General features: G+C 71.1%; 16 protein-coding genes. 6 read left to right on the top strand and 10 right to left on the bottom strand.

The features are described from left to right. Positions 1-46 precede the first annotated feature (46 nt). Positions 47-661 (top strand): Uma2 family endonuclease, encoded by a 615-nt coding sequence (locus tag ACGFZQ_RS06985; protein WP_362563049.1) that lies wholly within the window; start codon positions 47-49, stop codon positions 659-661. Here ACGFZQ_RS06985 and ACGFZQ_RS06980 read toward each other — a convergent pair. Continuing rightward, positions 654-3,065, bottom strand: coding sequence for an MMPL family transporter (locus tag ACGFZQ_RS06980; protein ID WP_393839866.1), 2,412 nt, complete (start codon positions 3,063-3,065; stop codon positions 654-656). The two genes, ACGFZQ_RS06985 and ACGFZQ_RS06980, sit on opposite strands and share 8 nt — an antisense overlap. A gap of 176 nt (positions 3,066-3,241) precedes the next feature. Here ACGFZQ_RS06980 and ACGFZQ_RS06975 point away from each other — a divergent pair, with 176 nt between their 5' ends. Beyond that, positions 3,242-3,931, top strand: a complete 690-nt coding sequence (locus ACGFZQ_RS06975) for a response regulator transcription factor (RefSeq protein ID WP_351741891.1) — start codon at positions 3,242-3,244, stop codon at positions 3,929-3,931. Next, positions 3,928-5,364: a sensor histidine kinase gene (locus ACGFZQ_RS06970; RefSeq protein ID WP_393839479.1), complete on the top strand. Its 1,437-nt coding sequence runs from the start codon at positions 3,928-3,930 to the stop codon at positions 5,362-5,364. The genes ACGFZQ_RS06975 and ACGFZQ_RS06970 overlap by 4 nt, the downstream gene beginning before the upstream one ends. Before the next feature lie 54 nt (positions 5,365-5,418). Here ACGFZQ_RS06970 and ACGFZQ_RS06965 read toward each other — a convergent pair whose 3' ends face one another. The 4 genes from ACGFZQ_RS06965 to ACGFZQ_RS06950 form a co-directional block, all read right to left on the bottom strand. After that, positions 5,419-5,820 (bottom strand): ATP-binding protein, encoded by a 402-nt coding sequence (locus ACGFZQ_RS06965; protein WP_393839478.1) that lies wholly within the window; start codon positions 5,818-5,820, stop codon positions 5,419-5,421. Between the two features lie 61 nt (positions 5,821-5,881). Then, on the bottom strand, positions 5,882-7,423 hold the full coding sequence (locus ACGFZQ_RS06960; RefSeq protein ID WP_393839477.1) for an ABC transporter substrate-binding protein: 1,542 nt from the start codon (positions 7,421-7,423) through the stop codon (positions 5,882-5,884). Between the two features lie 216 nt (positions 7,424-7,639). Beyond that, positions 7,640-8,848: a metallophosphoesterase gene (locus ACGFZQ_RS06955; protein WP_393839476.1), complete on the bottom strand. Its 1,209-nt coding sequence runs from the start codon at positions 8,846-8,848 to the stop codon at positions 7,640-7,642. A gap of 16 nt (positions 8,849-8,864) precedes the next feature. Continuing rightward, the gene (locus ACGFZQ_RS06950; RefSeq protein ID WP_351318425.1) at positions 8,865-9,104 is read right to left on the bottom strand and encodes an SCO4848 family membrane protein; all 240 of its coding nucleotides are present in this window, start codon (positions 9,102-9,104) and stop codon (positions 8,865-8,867) included. Positions 9,105-9,195: 91 nt separating this feature from the next. Between ACGFZQ_RS06950 and ACGFZQ_RS06945 the strand changes: the two genes are divergently transcribed. Continuing rightward, positions 9,196-10,488, top strand: a complete 1,293-nt coding sequence (locus tag ACGFZQ_RS06945) for a D-alanyl-D-alanine carboxypeptidase family protein (RefSeq protein WP_393839475.1) — start codon at positions 9,196-9,198, stop codon at positions 10,486-10,488. Here ACGFZQ_RS06945 and ACGFZQ_RS06940 read toward each other — a convergent pair. The 4 genes from ACGFZQ_RS06940 to ACGFZQ_RS06925 are packed head-to-tail and all read right to left on the bottom strand — an operon-like array spanning position 10,436 to position 13,354. Then, a complete protein-coding gene (locus tag ACGFZQ_RS06940; RefSeq protein ID WP_393839474.1) occupies positions 10,436-11,341 on the bottom strand; it encodes a YihY/virulence factor BrkB family protein in 906 nt (301 codons plus the stop codon). The two genes, ACGFZQ_RS06945 and ACGFZQ_RS06940, sit on opposite strands and share 53 nt — an antisense overlap. Beyond that, the gene (locus ACGFZQ_RS06935; protein ID WP_351741907.1) at positions 11,329-11,784 is read right to left on the bottom strand and encodes a GtrA family protein; all 456 of its coding nucleotides are present in this window, start codon (positions 11,782-11,784) and stop codon (positions 11,329-11,331) included. Before ACGFZQ_RS06935 ends, ACGFZQ_RS06940 begins: the two co-directional genes overlap by 13 nt. After that, a complete protein-coding gene (locus ACGFZQ_RS06930; RefSeq protein WP_393839473.1) occupies positions 11,781-12,833 on the bottom strand; it encodes a decaprenyl-phosphate phosphoribosyltransferase in 1,053 nt (350 codons plus the stop codon). Before ACGFZQ_RS06930 ends, ACGFZQ_RS06935 begins: the two co-directional genes overlap by 4 nt. Beyond that, entirely contained in the window at positions 12,830-13,354 is a 525-nt protein-coding gene (locus tag ACGFZQ_RS06925; RefSeq protein ID WP_393839472.1) for a phosphatase PAP2 family protein, read from the bottom strand. The genes ACGFZQ_RS06930 and ACGFZQ_RS06925 overlap by 4 nt, the downstream gene beginning before the upstream one ends. A gap of 150 nt (positions 13,355-13,504) precedes the next feature. Between ACGFZQ_RS06925 and ACGFZQ_RS06920 the strand changes: the two genes are divergently transcribed. Together ACGFZQ_RS06920 and ACGFZQ_RS06915 are read left to right on the top strand one after the other, a co-directional pair. Next, positions 13,505-14,905, top strand: coding sequence for an FAD-binding oxidoreductase (locus tag ACGFZQ_RS06920; protein ID WP_351741915.1), 1,401 nt, complete (start codon positions 13,505-13,507; stop codon positions 14,903-14,905). 15 nt (positions 14,906-14,920) lie between these two features. Next, the gene (locus ACGFZQ_RS06915; RefSeq protein WP_382533064.1) at positions 14,921-15,676 is read left to right on the top strand and encodes a decaprenylphospho-beta-D-erythro-pentofuranosid-2-ulose 2-reductase; all 756 of its coding nucleotides are present in this window, start codon (positions 14,921-14,923) and stop codon (positions 15,674-15,676) included. Between the two features lie 13 nt (positions 15,677-15,689). On the opposite strand, the gene ACGFZQ_RS06910 is transcribed toward ACGFZQ_RS06915, so the two are convergent. Further along, entirely contained in the window at positions 15,690-16,268 is a 579-nt protein-coding gene (locus ACGFZQ_RS06910; RefSeq protein ID WP_351741920.1) for a 2'-5' RNA ligase family protein, read from the bottom strand. Between the last annotated feature and the right edge of the window lie 89 nt (positions 16,269-16,357).

Here is a 16,357-nt window from a genome sequence, read left to right as displayed (position 1 = left end):
CCTGCCTACGATGATGACCTCGACACCAGCCCCTGGGAGGCACGCGATGTCCGCCGCAGCCATCGAGCACCCCTTCGACGACGAGCCGTTCTCACTCACGGCCATCGCCGACGAGATCATGGAGCGCCATCAGGGCTACCGAGTCGAGATCATCGGAGGCCACCTCCTCGTGACCCCATCACCGGATGCCCCTCACGCCCGTACCCTGACCGGCCTCATGATCCCTTTCATTGCCGCCGGCCTGCACGGCGGGGAAACCGAGGTCCTCCAGAACGTCGGCCTCTGGCTGCCCACTGGTGCCGAGGACTACGCCATCCCCGACCTCGTGGTGGTGGACGCCGACATCGACGATCACTATGTCGAGAACAACGCGTACGAACCGGTCTGCTTCCGCCTCGTCCTGGAGGTCACGTCCAGCAACTGGAAGGACGATCTGAAGACCAAGGTCAAGGCGTACGCCAGCGCAAAGGTCCCGGTCTATGTCGTCGTCGACCGCAAGCACCAGCGTCTGCACGTCCTCGCCGATCCGGCCGGGGACGAGTACGAGTACCACCGCCCGTACTCCCCCGGCGAGATCGTCACCCTGCCCGACTCCATCGGCGCCAAGGTCAGCCTCGACGTCGACGAGATCCTCAAGGCCGGGCAGCCGAAGGTCAGTTGACCGCGTCCACCTCGTCCTCGGTCAGCTCCACGTCGTAGACCACCGGTCCCTCCGCCACCGTCACGTGCCGGGCGCGGGAGCCGTACGCCGAAGACGTCACCGCCAGCAGGTAGGAACCCGGCGCCGGGACCGACACGATGTAGGAGCCGTCCGCCAGCGACGTCACGCGGTCGAGTTGGCGCCCGCCCTTGGACATCAGGGTCACCGACGCGTCCTCCACCGGGTCGCCGTCCGCCGTACGGACGAAGCCGTGGATCGCCGTGGCCGGGCCGGTGGGCTCGGTCGGCTCCGGAGCCGCCGCCGTCTCCTGGGGTTCCACCGCCAGGTGCGGGAGCCGCTTGTCGAGCCAGGCCGGCAGCCACCAGTTGGAGTTGCCCAGCAGATGCATCGCCGCCGGCACCAGCGCCGTACGGAGAATGAACGCGTCCAGCGCCACCGCCGCCGCCAGGCCGACGCCCGCCATCGCCGCGCCCGAGTCGCCGCTCAGGACGAAGGCCAGGAAGACACAGACCATGATCAGGGCCGCTGAATTGATGACGCGGCTGGTCTCCGCGAGGCCGACCCGGACCGCCCGCGCGTTGTCCCTCGTGTGCACCCACTCCTCGTGCATCCGGCTCACCAGGAACACCTGGTAGTCCATCGAGAGGCCGAAGAGGAGGGACAGCATGATGACGGGGAGGAACGCGTTGATCGGGCCCTCCTTGCCGAGGCCCAGCAGGTCCAGGCCCCAGCCCCACTGGAAGACCGCGACCAGGACACCGAAGGAGGCCGCCGCCGCGATCAGGTTCATCACCGCCGCCGTCAGCGGGACCACCAGGGAGCGGAAGGCGACCAGGAGGAGCAGGAAGCCCAGGCCGATGATCGTGGCGATGAAGAGCGGCAGCCGGTCGCCGGTGACCGAGGCGAAGTCCTTGGAGACCGCAGTCACGCCGCCCACGTGCGCCTCCGCGCCCGCCTTCGGGATCACCTGGTCCCGGAGCGTGTCGATCAGGTCGTCGGTCTCCTTGGACTGGGGTGAGGTGGTCGGGATCACCTGGATGACGGTGACGCCCTGCGCGGGCGGCAGCGCGGCGGCCCGGGCGACCCCGGAGGTCGCCTCGATGCCCTGGACCAGCTTCGCCGTGTCACCGCCCGCGCTGACCACCTGGAGCGGGCCGTTGAAGCCGGGGCCGAAGCCCTCGGCGAGCAGGTCGTAGGCCTTCCTGGTGGTCGTCGACGCGTCGTCGTTGCCCTGGTCGGTGGCGCCGAGGCGCAGGGAGAGGACCGGGATGGCGAGGACCGCCATGACGACCACCGCGAGCACGGCGATACGCCTCGGGCGCTTCTCGACGTTCACCGACCAGCGGGCCGCGAGGCCGCTCGCCTTCTCCGGTTCGGGGCCCTCGGCGGCCAGCCGGCGGCGCTGGCGGCGGCTGAGGACGCGCGGGCCGAGGAAGCCGAGCAGGGCGGGCAGGAGGGTGGTGGCGGCCAGGACGCTGAGCACCACCGTCAGGGAGGTGCCGATGACCACGCCGTCCAGGAAGCGGAGCCGGGTGACCAGCATGCCGGCCAGCGCGATGCAGACCGTGCCGCCCGCGAACAGCACCGCCCGGCCCGAGGTGTTGAGGGCGGTGACCGCCGACTCCTCCGGGTCCATGCCGCGCAGGATGCCCTTGCGGTGCCGGGTGACGATGAACAGGGCGTAGTCGATGCCGACGCCGAGGCCGATCAGGGAGGCGAGCAGCGGGGCGATGTCGGGGATGTTCGTGGTGTGGCTGAGGAGCTGGGTGGAGAACAGGCCCATGCCGACGCCGAAGACCGCGATCGCGATGGGGAGGGTCATGGCGAAGAAGGAGCCGAAGGCGAGGAAGAGGACGACCGCCGCCGCGACGATGCCGACCATCTCGGAGAGGCCCTGCGGGGGCTCCTGGACGCGCTGGATGGCCTGGCCGCCCAACTCGACCTGGAGACCGCCGCGTTCGGCGTCCTGGGCGGTGTCGACGACCTTCTGGACGATGTCCTTGGGGATCTCGTTCGCCCGCTGGGCGAAGGTCAGCTGGGCGTAGGCGATCTTGCCGTCCTGGCTGATCTGCCCGGCCCCCTGGGCGCCGGCGTAGGGGCTGGTGACCGCGCCGACGCCTGTCAGCTTCGCGATCGTGTCGAGGGCCGGCTGGATGCGGCTCTGGACCGCCGGGTCCTTGACCGAGCCGTCGGTGACCTTCCAGACCACGGTGTCCGTGTCGCCCGAGGTGTTCGGGAAGGCCTTCTGCATCAGGTCGTACGCGCTCTTGGAGTCCGTGTCGGGGAGGGAGAAGACGTTCGCGTAGTCCGTGCCGGCCGTCGAGGCCGAGAACCCCACGCCGAACAGCGCCCCCACCCACAGCAACAGGACCACCAGCCGGTGCCGATAGCACCACCGTGCCAATGCCGTCACGCTCAACAGCTCCTTGAATCAAGTAGGTTCGGTCGGTCGGTCCCCCAGGTCCTGGGCAACAGGATTGGCGGCGGGACGGGCGCCGGGACACGCGGCGCGCATGACTCTCAAGGAACTCCAAAGCTGTGAGCCCCCCGGCTGTCGGTGGTCGCGCCGATACTGGGGGCATGACGGCTCCAGGCAGCACCGTGCTGATCGTGGAGGACGAGCCGAGCATCGCGGACGTCCTCGCCATCGCCCTGCGCTACCACCGGTTCGAGGTGATGACGGCCGGTACGGTCCGGGACGCCCTCACGCTGGCCGAGCGCACCCGCCCCGACGCCGCCCTGCTGGACGTGATGCTGCCGGACGGCGACGGCCGGGCCCTGGCCCGCGAACTGCGCGCCCGGCAGCCGGACCTGGCCCTGGTCTTCCTCACCGCGCGGGACGCGCCGGCGGAGATAGTCGGCGCGCTCGGCTACGGCGACGACTACATCACCAAGCCGTTCAACATCGACGAGGTCGTCGCCCGCATCGGCGCGGTACTGCGCCGCACCCGCCCGGCCGACGTCATCCAGCAGCACCCGCCGCTGCGCTACGGCGACCTGGAGCTGGACGAGACGACGTACTCGGTGCACCGGGCCGGCCGCACCGTCGAGCTGACCCCGACCGAGTACGCGCTGCTGCGCTTCCTGGTGCGCAACGGCGGCCGGATCGTCCCCAAGGAGCAACTGCTCAGGCACGTCTGGCAGTACGAGCACGCGCCGTCCGAGTCGACCGTCGTGGAGACCTACATCAGCTATCTGCGGCGCAAGCTGGACGCCCTGGGCGCGCCGGTGATCACCACCCGGCGGGGCGTCGGATACGGCCTGGCATGAACGTCGGGAAGCGACGCCGGCACCGGCACGGCATGCACTCGCTGCGCGGCAAGCTGACCCTGGCCAACGTCGGCCTCCTCGCCGTCGGCATCGTGGCCGCGGCCACGATCAGCATCATGGGCATGCGGCTGTACCTCCTCGACCAGGTGGACTCCTCGCTGCTCAAGATGCGCACCTCGCTGGGGAGTTCGGGGCTCACCCTGCGGCAGGTCGACTCGCTGGGCGCGCTCGGCGTCATCCGCGACCGGATGGTGCCGGCGGAGTCCGACCCGGCGCCGGGCTCGATCTTCGCCGTGGTCGACGCCAAGGGCGGCGCCGTCGAGGTCTTCGACATGGCGCCGACCGAGGCCCAGCGCGCACTGGCGGCCGCCGTGCACGACCCGCGCGCGCTCGCCGCCGCCCCCGACCCGGGCGACGTCACCGTGCACGGCGCGAAGTACCGGGTGACGGCGACCCGGCTCGCCGACGGCCCCTACATCCTGCTGGCCTCCTCGACCGAGCTGCTGCACGAGGGCATAGCCAAGGCGCTCCGGCTCGACTTCGCCGTCGGCGCGCTGCTGCTGGCGCTGCTGGCCTGTCTGACCATGTTCAGCGTGCGCCGCCGGATGCTGCCGCTGGAGGACATGGTGGAGACGTCGTCGGCGATCGCCGAGGGCGACCTGACCCGGCGGGTGCCGTCGAGCCAGCATCCGACGGAGGAGGTCGAGCAACTGCGGCTGGCCCTCAACTCCATGCTGCACCAGGTGGAGACGGCGTACCGGACGCGCGAGCGCAGCGCGGCCCAGCTGCGCCGGTTCGTCGCCGACGCGTCGCACGAGCTGCGGACGCCGCTCGCCGCCATCCGCGGCTATCTCCAGCTCTACGAGAAGGGGATGCTGAGCGAGCCCGGGGAACGGCGGCGGGCCTGGGACCGGATGCACGGCGAGGTGGACCGGATGGGCCGGCTCGTCGACGAACTGCTGCTGCTGGCACGGCTCGACCAACGGCCCGAGATCCGGTTCCGGAACGTCGACGTGAGCCGGCTGGTGCGGGACGCGGCGGAGGACCTGCGGGCCCAGCAGCCGGGGCGGCGGGTGGCGGTGAGCGCCGAGGGCGCGGTGCTGGTGCGGGCCGACGAGTCGGGGCTGCGGCAGGTGCTGGGGAACCTGGTGGCCAACGTCCGTACCCATACGCCGGTCGGCGCTGCGGTGCGGCTGGGGGTGGAGCGGTCGGACGGGGTGGTGCGGGTGTGTGTCGCCGACGAGGGTCCGGGGCTGGCGGAGGAGGACGCCGCGCGGATCTTCGACCGGTTCTTCCGGGTGGGGAGCGCGGAGGGGAGCGGGCTGGGGATGGCGATCGTGCAGGGGGTGGTGGACGCGCACGGGGGTGAGGTCTGTGTGCGGACGGCGCCTGGGGAGGGGCTGGCGGTGACTGTTACGTTGCGTTGTGGCTGAGTTTCGGGTGCGGGTGGGTGTTGTGGCTGGTCACGCACTTCCTACCGCCAGCCCCTAAAGGGGCGCTGTGATCAGCGCCCACACGGTCTTGCCGTGGGCTCCTCTGCTCCACACCCCCCACGCCGCCGCGAGCGTCTCCACCAGGTGCAGGCCCCGGCCCGTCTCGTCTCTCTCACGGACGATCCGGAGCCGGGGCTCCATCCGGCCCTCGTCGGAGACCTCGATCAGGCACGAGCCGTCCGCCAGCGCCGTCACCGCCACCTCGAACTCCCGCTCCAGCAGCGGGCCGTGGCGTACGACGTTGGTGGCCAGCTCGGACACCAGAAGCATGGCGTCGCAGACCGCCGGGTCGCCCGGACCGTGCCCCCAGTCGCCCAGATGGTCCCGGACCCGGTGCCGGGCCAGGCCCACGGACGCCGGATGCCGGGGCAGCCGGAAGGAGTTGCGTCTCAGCACGTCTGCTCCTCACCCCACGCACACCTCCGTCACATGGTGGCGCGTCGGGTGTCCGCCCCCGTCAGATCCAGTCCAGACTCCACAGGCGGAACAGGCCCGTGCTGTCCGTGAGGTACTGGGTGCCGCCCACGTCCTCGCTGCTGACGACGTAGTCCGTGCGCTGCCAGAGCGGGATCAGCGGCACGTCGTTCGCCACGTCCGTCTGGATGTTGCGGAAGTCCGCGTCGACGCGGGCACGGTCGGCGAACTGCTGGCTGTGTTGGATGAGACCGTCGACGGCCTTGTTGCTGTAGCCGGTGCTCATCACGGAGTCGCTGCCGACCAGGGAGGCGCCGAAGGTGTCCGGGTCGGGGTAGTCGGCGACCCAGCCGACCGCCCAGGCGTCCATCTTGCCCGTGGCCCACGACTTCTGGAAGTCGGTCCACTCGTATCCCTTGACGTCGACCTTGAACAGGCCGCCCGCCTCCAGTTGCTTCTTCAGCGCGGCGGCCTCCTCGGCTCCCGCGCCGTGGCCGATGCCGTAGCCGAAGGTGAACTCGACCGGGGTGCTGACACCGGCCTGCTCCAGCAGCGCCTTCGCCTTGTCGACGCTCTGCGACGGGTACTGGTCGAAGAAGGACGTGGTGTGGCCGGTGAGACCGGTCGGGATCAGCGAGTACAGCGGCTCCACCGTCCCGTCGTACACGGTGGCGGCCAGCTTCTCGCGATCGACCAGCCAGGCCAGCGCACGGCGCACGAGGACGTCGTGCAGGACGGAGTTCTTACGGGTGTTGAAGTACAGGTTGCGGGTCTCGGCGCTGTCGGACTTCGTGACCCGCTGGTCGGGGTCGCTCGGCGAGAGCTTGGACACCATCGCCGGCGGCAGCGTACGGGTGGCGACGTCGATCTCCTTCGCCTTGTACGCACTGCTGAGCTTGGCCGAGTCGGTGTAGTAGTCCAGCTTGATGGGGCGGCCGGAGCCGCTGAGGTCGCCCTTGTAGTCGGCGTTGGGCTGCAGGGACGCCTGCTTGCCCTTCGTGTAGGACGTCAGGCGGTACGGGCCGGTGCCGTCCACCGAGTTGTCGGTGCGCAGGCCGTCCGCCGGGTACTTGTCCTTGTCGACGATCGAACCGGCGCCGGTGGCCACCTTGTACGGGAACGTCGCGTCCGGGGACGACAGATGGAAGGTCACGGTCTTGCCGGAGGCGCTGACCGACGAGAGCGTCGAGAACAGGGAGGCCGGACCGACGTCGGATTTGATCTTCTTGACCCGGTCGAAGGAGAACTTCACGTCCTCGGCGGTCATCGCCCGGCCGCTCGGGAAGGTGATCCCGTCGCGGATCACACACCGGTACGTCTGCAGACCGGAGCCCGTGAAGTCACAGCTCTGGGCCGCGTCCGGGACCGGCTGGACACCGCCGGGCTCGAAGGTGAGCAGCGACTGGAAGACGTTGTTGAACAACGCCCAGGAACCGGCGTCATAGGCGCCTGCCGGGTCGAGCGCGGTGACGGCGTCGGTCGTACCGACGGTGATCGTCTTGTTCTTGTTCTCCTGCGACGGCAACAGCTGCCAGCCGCCGATCCCCACGATCGCCAGGACGAGAAGCGTCACGAGAATCCGCATGCGAACAGATCGCACGGTTGGTGCCCTCCCCAGGACCCGCACGGGCCCGTTCCAGGCCCTACCCAGGCCCTCCACAAGTGCCACTCCCCTAAGTGACGCGGCTCACCTAACCACAGGTGTTTCGTGTGGGGGAAGAGTGATCCGACTAGATGAGGAAGAACTTACCGAACGCTTGTTTCCTCCGGATTTCACAGCTCCCGCACAGGCGCCGGGAGCTCAGGCCTGCTTCGACGCCAGTTCGACGACCGTGATGTCGGAGGGTGCCCAGACGCGCGTGGGCGGGCCCCAGGCGCCGGCTCCCCGGGAGACGTACAGCTGGGTGTCGCCGTAGCGGTCGAGGCCCGCGACGGTCGGGTTGGCCGCGGCCGCGATGAGGTTGCCGGGCCAGAGCTGGCCGCCGTGGGTGTGGCCGGAGAGCTGGAGGTCGACGTGGTGGCGGACGGCCTCGTGGATCTGGACCGGCTGGTGGGCGAGGAGCACACAGGCGCGGTCCGGGTCCCGGTCGCCGAGCGCCCGGTTGAAGTCCGGACCCTGGCCCGTGCTTTCGCCGGCGATGTCGTTCACGCCGGCGAGGTCGAAAAGGTCCAGTTCGGTACGGGCGTTCTCCAGCGGGCGCAGGCCCAGCCCGCGCACCTCCTCGACCCACTGGCCGGCGCCGGAGAAGTACTCGTGGTTGCCGGTGACGAAGAAGGCGCCGTGTCGTGCCGACAGCCGGGCGAGGGGGGCGGCGGCGGGGCCGAGGTCCTTGACGCTGCCGTCGACGAGGTCGCCGACGACCGCGATCAGGTCGGACTGGGTGGCGTTGATCGTGTCCACGACCCGCTGCGCGAAGCCGCGGCCGAGGATGGGGCCGAGGTGGACGTCGCTCACCACGGCGATGCGGTAACCGTGGGCGGCCCGGGGGAGTTTGGCGAGCGGGACGGTGACGCGTTTCACGCGGGGGCCGCGGAGTACTCCGTAGGTTCCCAGGCCGACGGTGGTGACCGCAGCGGTTGCGGCTGCGCCGCCGACGATTCGGGAGACGATCAGGCGACGGGTGGGGTGGGGGTTTTCCGGGGTGGTTTCGGCAGGTTGTGCCGGTTGCTCGTCATGGGGGCCGGTCCCGCCCACGCGGCGGTGGCCGCATATCCGATACAGCACAGGCCGGAGCACCTCCCCCGCCACCACCGCCAGCAGCAGGTACAGCGACAGGGCCATCCACAGGAAGCCGGGCCAGGCCAGGGTTCGCTGGAGCGGGAACGGGGCGTGGCCCACCTCTGTGGAGAGGGCCGCGAGCATCAGGACCGGGCCGATGACGAACGCGGCCGTGCCGAGCCGGCGGGCCAGGCCCCAGCCCGTCGTCGTGTCCCGCACCAGGCGACGCCACAGGTACCAGTCCAGGCCCGCCACCACCGCCAGGGCGACGAGCGCGAAGACGATGATCACCCTGCCGTGCCTCTTTCTATGACGTTCGGCGCAGTGCGCGTACTCCGCGCAACCCGATGCCCCCGATGACCGTCCCCAATACGAAGGAAACGACGGCCAGCGTCAGGTGGACCCAGAAGTACGCCGTGGGACGGCCGTCGTCGAAAGCGAGCCCGCTGCCGTCCTTGACAAGGTTCTTGACGAAAGTGATCCAGATGAACCAAGACCACACTCCGAACGCGAGCAGGAACCAGGACACCGGGCGGCTGAGCTTCATGGGTCCAGTATCGCCGTCGGCTGTCCGGTTCCGTGTCCGGGGTGGGGTCGGTGGCGGGACTTCGCCCTCCGTGCCGGGTACGTTCTCGTCCGTGTCCGCACCGAAGCCCCCGGCCGGCCGATCTCTGCTGGCCGCCTCCGCCGCCCTGTTGTCCCTGTCGCTCACCGCGCCGGCCGCGCTCGCCGCGCCCACGCCCTCGACCAGTCCGTCGGCCACTCCCCCGGCGCGCATGTCGACGGTCGGCGGCACCCGGCTCGGGCAGCCCGGTACCCAGGTCGATCTGGCCGCCGGAGTGCCGGTGCTGCCGAAGGACATCACGGCGCGTTCCTGGATCGTCTCCGACGCCGAGTCGGGCGAGGTACTCGCCGCGCACAACGCGCACTGGCGGCTGCCCCCGGCGAGCACCCTGAAGATGCTGTTCGCGGACACCGTGCTGCCGCGGTTCCCGAAGTCGACCCCGCACAAGGTGGTGCCGACCGACCTCGCGGGCATGGGCGCCGGTTCCAGCCTGGTGGGGATAAAGGAGGGCCAGACCTACACGGTCCACGACCTCTGGCTCGGTGTCTTCCTTCGCTCCGGCAACGACGCCGTGCACGTGCTGTCCGCGATGAACGGCGGTGTCGAGCAGACCGTCAAGGACATGCAGTCCCACGCCGACGACCTCCAGGCGCTGGACACGCACGTGGTGAGTCCGGACGGGTACGACGCGGCCGGGCAGGTGTCGTCGGCCTACGACCTGTCGCTGTTCGCCCGTTCCGGGCTGCAGAAGAAGGACTTCCGGGAGTACTGCTCGACCGTGCGGGCCGCGTTCCCGGGCGAGACGACGAAGAACGCCAAGGGCAAGTCGGTCCGTGAGTCCTTCGAGATCCAGAACACCAACCGGCTGCTGAGCGGCGACACCGACGTGCCGGTCTACCAGGGCATCGCGGGTGTGAAGAACGGCAACACCACCAATGCGGGCGCCACCTTCACCGGGGTCGCGGAGCGGGGCGGCAAGGTGCTGCTGGTCACCGTGATGAACCCGGAGAAGAAGGACCACAACGAGGTCTACAAGGAGACCGCCAAGCTGTTCGACTGGGGTTTCCAGGCGGCCGGCAAGGTGACTCCGGTGGGCGAGCTGGTCCCGCCGAAGGGAGCCGTGGACTCCAGTGCCCAGCCGGGGGCGACCACCTCGGCTTCCGCGTCCGGTGCCAGCTCCGGTTCCGGTTCCGGGAAGGCGGCCGGGTCGACGCCGGTGGCGGCCGCCTCCGCCGACGGCTCCAGCGGGGTCGGGATCGCGCTGGGGATCGCGGGCGGGGCGCTGGTGCTGCTCCTGGGCGCGGCGTTCCTGGTCAACCGCCGTTGGCCGCTGCCGGATCTGGTACGTCGGCGGACTCGTCCGTGATCTCCGTGCTGCTCTCGGTCGCCGTCCAGGCGGCGCAGAACAGGACGAGTTTCGAGGTGAAGTTGATCCACAGCAGCAGGGCGACCGGCACGCCGAACGCGCCGTACATGCTCTTCGTGGCGACGCCCTGGATATAGCCGCTGAGCAGCAGCTTGAGGAGTTCGAAGCCCACCGCGCCGATCAGTGCCGCGACCAGCAGGCGGCGGCGCGGCGGTTCGACCCCGGGCAGCAGGGTGAGGGCGTAGAGCAGCACCAGGAAGTCGGCGACCACCGCGACGACGAACGCGATGACGCGTAGCAGCAGGCTGCCCCAGCTGTGCCTGTCGATGCCGAGCTGTCCCGCCGTCCAGCCGATCGCCGCCGTGGCGATCGTGGAGACGGCGAGGGTGACCAGCAGCGCGCCGCCGAGGCCGATCAGGATGCCGGCGTCCTTGGCCTTGGCGACGATCGGGTTCTTGTCCTTGTCGGGCAGTTCCCACACGGCGCGCAGACAGTCCCGCATCTGGCCGACCCAGCCGATGCCGGTGAACAGCAGGACGGCACCGGCGATGAGACCGACGGTGCCGGCGTTCTGCACCAGGGAGTTGATGTCCAGCTGGTCGGAGATCCCCGGGAACTGGTCGGCGATCTTGCCCTCCAGGCTGTGCTGCCGTGAATCGCTCAGGGTGGCGGCCGCGATCGCGGCGCCCACGGTCAGCAGCGGGAAGAGCGCGATGAAGCTGATGAAGGTCATGGCAGCGGCCAGCCGGGACCACTTCACCCGGTCGAGCCGCTCGTACGACCGCCACGTGTGCGTGTGCATCAGCCAGCCCACGAGCGGGCCGATGACGGGAAGTTTTCTCAGCCACTCCATGATCCGACTCTGCCCTCCGCGCGGAAGACCAATGTACGGGTACCCCAGAAGCGCAGAACCGTGGCGAGCGCCATGCCGACGACCGCTCCGGAGACGGTGTCGGCGCGCTGTGAGGTGAGACCCAGGCCGTAGTGGCTGACGGCGAGGCAGAGCAGCTGGACCAGGGCGCCGGCGAGGTTCACGGCGACGAAGACGGCGTAGGGGCGCATCCCGGACAGGCGCGCGTGGCGGTAGGTGCCGCGCGCGTTGCCGAGGTAGGCGACCGTGCAGCCCGCGAGGAAGGACAGGGACTTGGCGGTGAGCGGGTCGAGGGCGGCCGGGCCGCGCAGGCAGCTGAAGAGGGTGAGGTCGGCGGCGTAGGCGAGCAGACCGACGGTCGCGAAGCCGACCAGCTCGCGCGGGGGCGTGAGACTCGCGCGGAGGGAGTGCGGGCGCGCGGTCACCAGTGCGCCACCGCGAGCCCGTACATCGCGAGCCAGGCCAGGCCGATCAGGGCGAGGGCGCGGTCGCGCAGGACGACGTCCTCGGGCTCGCCGGCGGTGCCCCGGTCGGCGAAGACGGCGTAGCGCAGGATCGCCAGGATGAAGGCGACCATGGACAGCTGACGCCACGGCAGCAGGCCCGCCGCGGGGGTGTGGTGGCCCTCCAGGGCCCACAGGCAGTAGGCGAGGACGGCGACCCCGGCGGCGAGCTGCCAGACGAAGCGGAGGTAGCCGGTGGTGTATTCGGTGAGCAACGCGCGCGTGGCGCCCGCTTTCCCGGCCAGTTGCACGGCCTCGGAGTAGCGCTTGGCCGACACCATGAAGAGCGCGCCGAAGCCGGTGGTGATCAGGAACCAGCGGGACAGCGGGATGCCGAGCGCGACCCCGCCGATCACCGCCCGCATCAGGAAGCCGGTGGTGACGACGACGAGGTCGACCACCAGGACGTGCTTCAGGGCGACGCAGTACGCCAGTTGCATGCCCAGGTAGGCGGTCAGGAGGGCCGGGACGAGGGGCGGGGTCAGCCAGGCCGCGAGCAGCGGTCCCAGGACGGCCAGGACGCCTCCTGCCGCGTAGGCGACGGGGACCGGGACCCGGCCCGCGGCGACCGGGCGGCGGCACTTGGTGGGGTGGGCGCGGTCGGCGTCCGCGTCCCGGGCGTCGTTGATCAGGTAGACGGCGGCGGCGCAGGCCGTGAAGAGGACGAAGGTGAGGGTGAGGGTCAGGAGCGCGTGCCCGGAGAAGAGCCGGCCCGCTGCGGCCGGGGCGGCGATGACGAGGGTGTTCTTGATCCACTGTTTGGGGCGGGTGGTCTTCAGCAGGCCCTTGAGGAGACCGCCGGGGGTGACACGCGCGCGTGCCGGACCGTTCGCTGCTCCGTGGGCGGACCCGTTCGCTGGTTCGTGCGCTGGTTCGTGCGGTCGGGCGGGGTTGCCGCGCTGCTCGTGCAGATTCGTTTCAGCAGCGTCGTCGGCGGTCGCTCCGGTGGCGGCGTGCGCGGTCTCGGTCACCCATGCCTCCCCGCGTACGAGGCACCCGGCACTCCCCCGCGCATCCATCGCGCCCCGGCGCGCGCCGTGAGCGCCCCCAGGGCCGCGCCCGCCGCGACGTCCGTCGGGTAGTGCACGCCGACGACCAGCCGGGAGAGGCACATGGCCGCCGCCAGGGGCGCGAGGGCGGGCGCGCCGAGCGCCCCGAAGGCGACGGCGGCGGCCGCGGCGGAGGTGGCGTGCGAGCTGGGGAAGGAGTGCCGGCCCGCGGTGCGCACCCGGGGCCGGACATGCGCAGGGCGCGCACGGCGCACGAGCCGTTTGACGCCGATGCTGCCGAGGTGCGCACCCGCGACGAGCGCCGTGCCGCGCAACCATGCGTCGCGCCGCGCGCCGTCCGCGGCGGCCCCGGCGAGGCCCGCCGCGAGCCAGAGCGCGCCGTGCTCACCGGCGAGGGAGAGACCGCGCGCGGCCGACGCGACGCGTGGATCGGCACCGCAGGCGTGCAGCGCGGAGAGGATCCGGTGGTCCATGTCGTCCATTGGACTCACTGTTCACCTTGACCACGCCAAAGCTACGACCATATTGAGCGACATTCCGATAATCACCCGTTTCGGGGAGTCAGGTGATCTTCCGTAACCAATCGCCAACAGCACTCATAACACCCATACGGTAGCGATACGGTCGTCCACATGCCTGGAAAGCCTGGAGGGCCCGCAGGTCCCGCCGAGTCCGCACCCCCCGGAACCACCGTCCCCGTCACCGGCTGGGGCCGCACCGCCCCCACCGCCGCCCGCCTGATCCGTCCCCGGACGTACCAGGAGGCGGCGAACGCGATCCGGAACTGCGGGGCGCGCGGCGGTATCGCGCGGGGTCTGGGACGGGCGTACGGGGACGCGGCGCAGAACGCCGGCGGCGCCGTGCTCGACATGACGGCCCTCGACCGCATCCATGCCATCGACGCCGACGGCGGCACCCTCCTGTGCGACGCGGGGGTCTCCCTGCACCGCCTGACGGAGGTGCTGCTGCCGCTCGGCTGGTTCGTCCCGGTGACCCCAGGGACCCGCCAGGTGACGGTGGGCGGCGCGATCGGCGCCGACATCCACGGCAAGAACCACCATGTCTCGGGATCCTTCTCCCGTCACGTGCTGTCCTTCGAACTCCTCACCGCCGACGGCCAGGTCCGCACGGTGAGCCGCGGCACCCCGCTGTTCGACGCGACGGCCGGCGGCATGGGTCTGACCGGAGTGATCCTCACGGCGACCGTCCGCCTCCTCCCGGTCGAGACGTCGTACCTGACGGTCGACACCGAACGCGCCACCGACCTCGACGACCTGATGAACCGCCTGACCACCACGGACCACCGCTACCGCTACTCGGTCGCCTGGATCGACCTGCTGGCGCGCGGGGCGGCGACCGGGCGTGCGGTGCTCACGCGGGGCGACCACGCGCCCCGGGAGGCGCTCGGCGAGGGCACACGCGCCGGGCGTGCACCACTGGCCTTCCGCCCCCGTCGGCTTCCGGCCGCCCCCGCGTTCGTCCCCGAAGGCCTCCTGGGCCGCACCACCGTCGGTCTCTTCAACGAACTCTGGTACCGCAAGGCGCCACGCGCGCGTACCGGCCAACTCCAGCGCATCTCCGCGTTCTTCCACCCCCTGGACGGCGTCCCGCACTGGAACCGCGTGTACGGCCGCGGCGGCTTCGTGCAGTACCAGTTCGTCGTCGGATACGGCCGGGAGGACGCCCTGCGCCGGATCGTGGCCCGTCTCTCCGAGCGCCGCTGCCCGTCCTTCCTGGCCGTCCTCAAGCGCTTCGGCGACGCCGACCCCGGCTGGCTCTCCTTCCCCGTGCCCGGCTGGACCCTTGCCCTCGACATCCCGGCCGCCCTGCCCGGCCTCGGCGCGTTCCTCGACGAACTGGACGAGGAGGTCGCGGGCGCCGGCGGCCGCGTCTACCTCGCCAAGGACGCCCGGCTGCGCCCCGACCTGCTCGCCGCGATGTATCCACGGCTCGCCGACTTCCGCGCGCTGCGCGCGGAGTTGGACCCGCGCGGGGTGTTCGTCTCCGACCTGTCCCGCCGTCTCGGTCTCTAGGAGCTGATCGCTGTCATGAAGGACGCCTTCGGAATGCCCCAGTCCCTGCTCGTCCTCGGGGGTACGTCCGAGATCGCGCTGGCCACCGCGCGCCGGCTGATCGCCCGCCGTACCCGCACGGTCTGGCTGGCCGGCCGCCCCTCCCCCGCGCTCGACCACGCCGCCGGGCATCTGCGCACCCTGGGCGCCGACGTCCGCACCGTCCCCTTCGACGCGCTCGACCCCGAGTCCCACGAGACCGCCCTCGGCAAGGTCTTCGCCGAGGGCGACATCGACATGGTGCTGCTGGCCTTCGGCGTCCTGGGCGACCAGGCGACCGACGAGCGGGAGCCGGTGAAGGCCGTGCGGGTGGCGCAGACCAACTACACGGGCGCCGTCTCGGCGGGCCTGGTCAGCGCACGGGCCCTGCAGACGCAGGGCCACGGCTCCCTGGTGGTCCTGTCGTCGGTCGCCGGGGAGCGGGCGAGGCGCTCCAACTTCATCTACGGCTCCAGCAAGGCGGGCCTGGACGCGTTCGCCCAGGGCCTGGGCGACGCGCTGCACGGGACGGGCGTGCACGTGATGGTCGTACGGCCGGGGTTCGTGCGGTCGCGGATGACGGCGGGGCTGGAGGAGGCGCCGCTGGCCACGACCCCGGAGGCGGTGGCGACGGCGATCGAGACGGGTCTGCGGCGGCGCTCGGAGGTGGTGTGGGTACCGGGGGCGCTGCGGGTGGTGATGGCGGCGCTGCGGCACGCACCGCGGTCGGTGTTCCGACGGCTGCCGATCTAGTCGGCCACCGGCTCTACCGGCTCGCGATGGTCCCCCGCTCCGCATGCCCCACCTGAGGCGGCACGACGGAGCCCCCGAACACGTAGTCGTGCAGCTTCCGCCACACGCCGTCGGAACCCTGCTCGTACAGCGCGAACCCCATGCAGGACCACTCGGCCTCGTACTCCGCCAGCTCCGTGAAGGCCCGGTCCATCGCGGCCTCGTCGATCCCGTGCGCGACGGTGACATGCGGGTGGTACGGGAACTGCAGCTCGCGGTCGAGCGGCCCGGACGCGGCGCGGACCCGCTGCTGGAGCCAGGCGCAGTCGTCCGCCCCCTGGACCACCCGGACGTACACGACCGGTGAAACGGGCCGGAACGTGCCCGTGCCGCACAGCCGCATCGGGAACGGCCGGCCCACCGCGGCGACCTCGCCGAGGTGGGCCTGGACGGCGGCCAGCTCGCCCTCGGCGATCTCGGTGGGCGGCAGCAGCGTGACATGCGTGGGGATGCCGTGGGCCGCGGCGTCGCCGAAGCCCGCGCGCAGCTCCTGGAGCAGGCTGCCGTGAGGCTCCGGGACCGCGATCGATACGCCGATCGTTACGGTCCCCACGTCATCTCCTGTCGGTCGTGGTGGTCGGACGCGTGTCGGGTTCGTACCCGGCCGTCCGGCTATCGACTGTACGGCCACGGCCGCCTTCC

Source organism: Streptomyces sp. NPDC048254, from assembly GCF_043201895.1.
GTDB lineage: Bacteria > Actinomycetota > Actinomycetes > Streptomycetales > Streptomycetaceae > Streptomyces.
This window is presented reverse-complemented; position numbering and strand designations above follow the sequence as displayed.

Coding starts and splice junctions, on each gene's coding strand:
- ACGFZQ_RS06925 (WP_393839472.1), bottom strand. CDS start 13,354: ATGGACGACATGGACCACCGGATCCTCTCCGCGCTGCACGCCTGCGGT.
- ACGFZQ_RS06920 (WP_351741915.1), top strand. CDS start 13,505: ATGCCTGGAAAGCCTGGAGGGCCCGCAGGTCCCGCCGAGTCCGCACCC.
- ACGFZQ_RS06975 (WP_351741891.1), top strand. CDS start 3,242: ATGACGGCTCCAGGCAGCACCGTGCTGATCGTGGAGGACGAGCCGAGC.
- ACGFZQ_RS06940 (WP_393839474.1), bottom strand. CDS start 11,341: ATGGAGTGGCTGAGAAAACTTCCCGTCATCGGCCCGCTCGTGGGCTGG.
- ACGFZQ_RS06950 (WP_351318425.1), bottom strand. CDS start 9,104: ATGAAGCTCAGCCGCCCGGTGTCCTGGTTCCTGCTCGCGTTCGGAGTG.
- ACGFZQ_RS06960 (WP_393839477.1), bottom strand. CDS start 7,423: ATGCGGATTCTCGTGACGCTTCTCGTCCTGGCGATCGTGGGGATCGGC.
- ACGFZQ_RS06915 (WP_382533064.1), top strand. CDS start 14,921: ATGAAGGACGCCTTCGGAATGCCCCAGTCCCTGCTCGTCCTCGGGGGT.
- ACGFZQ_RS06985 (WP_362563049.1), top strand. CDS start 47: ATGTCCGCCGCAGCCATCGAGCACCCCTTCGACGACGAGCCGTTCTCA.
- ACGFZQ_RS06970 (WP_393839479.1), top strand. CDS start 3,928: ATGAACGTCGGGAAGCGACGCCGGCACCGGCACGGCATGCACTCGCTG.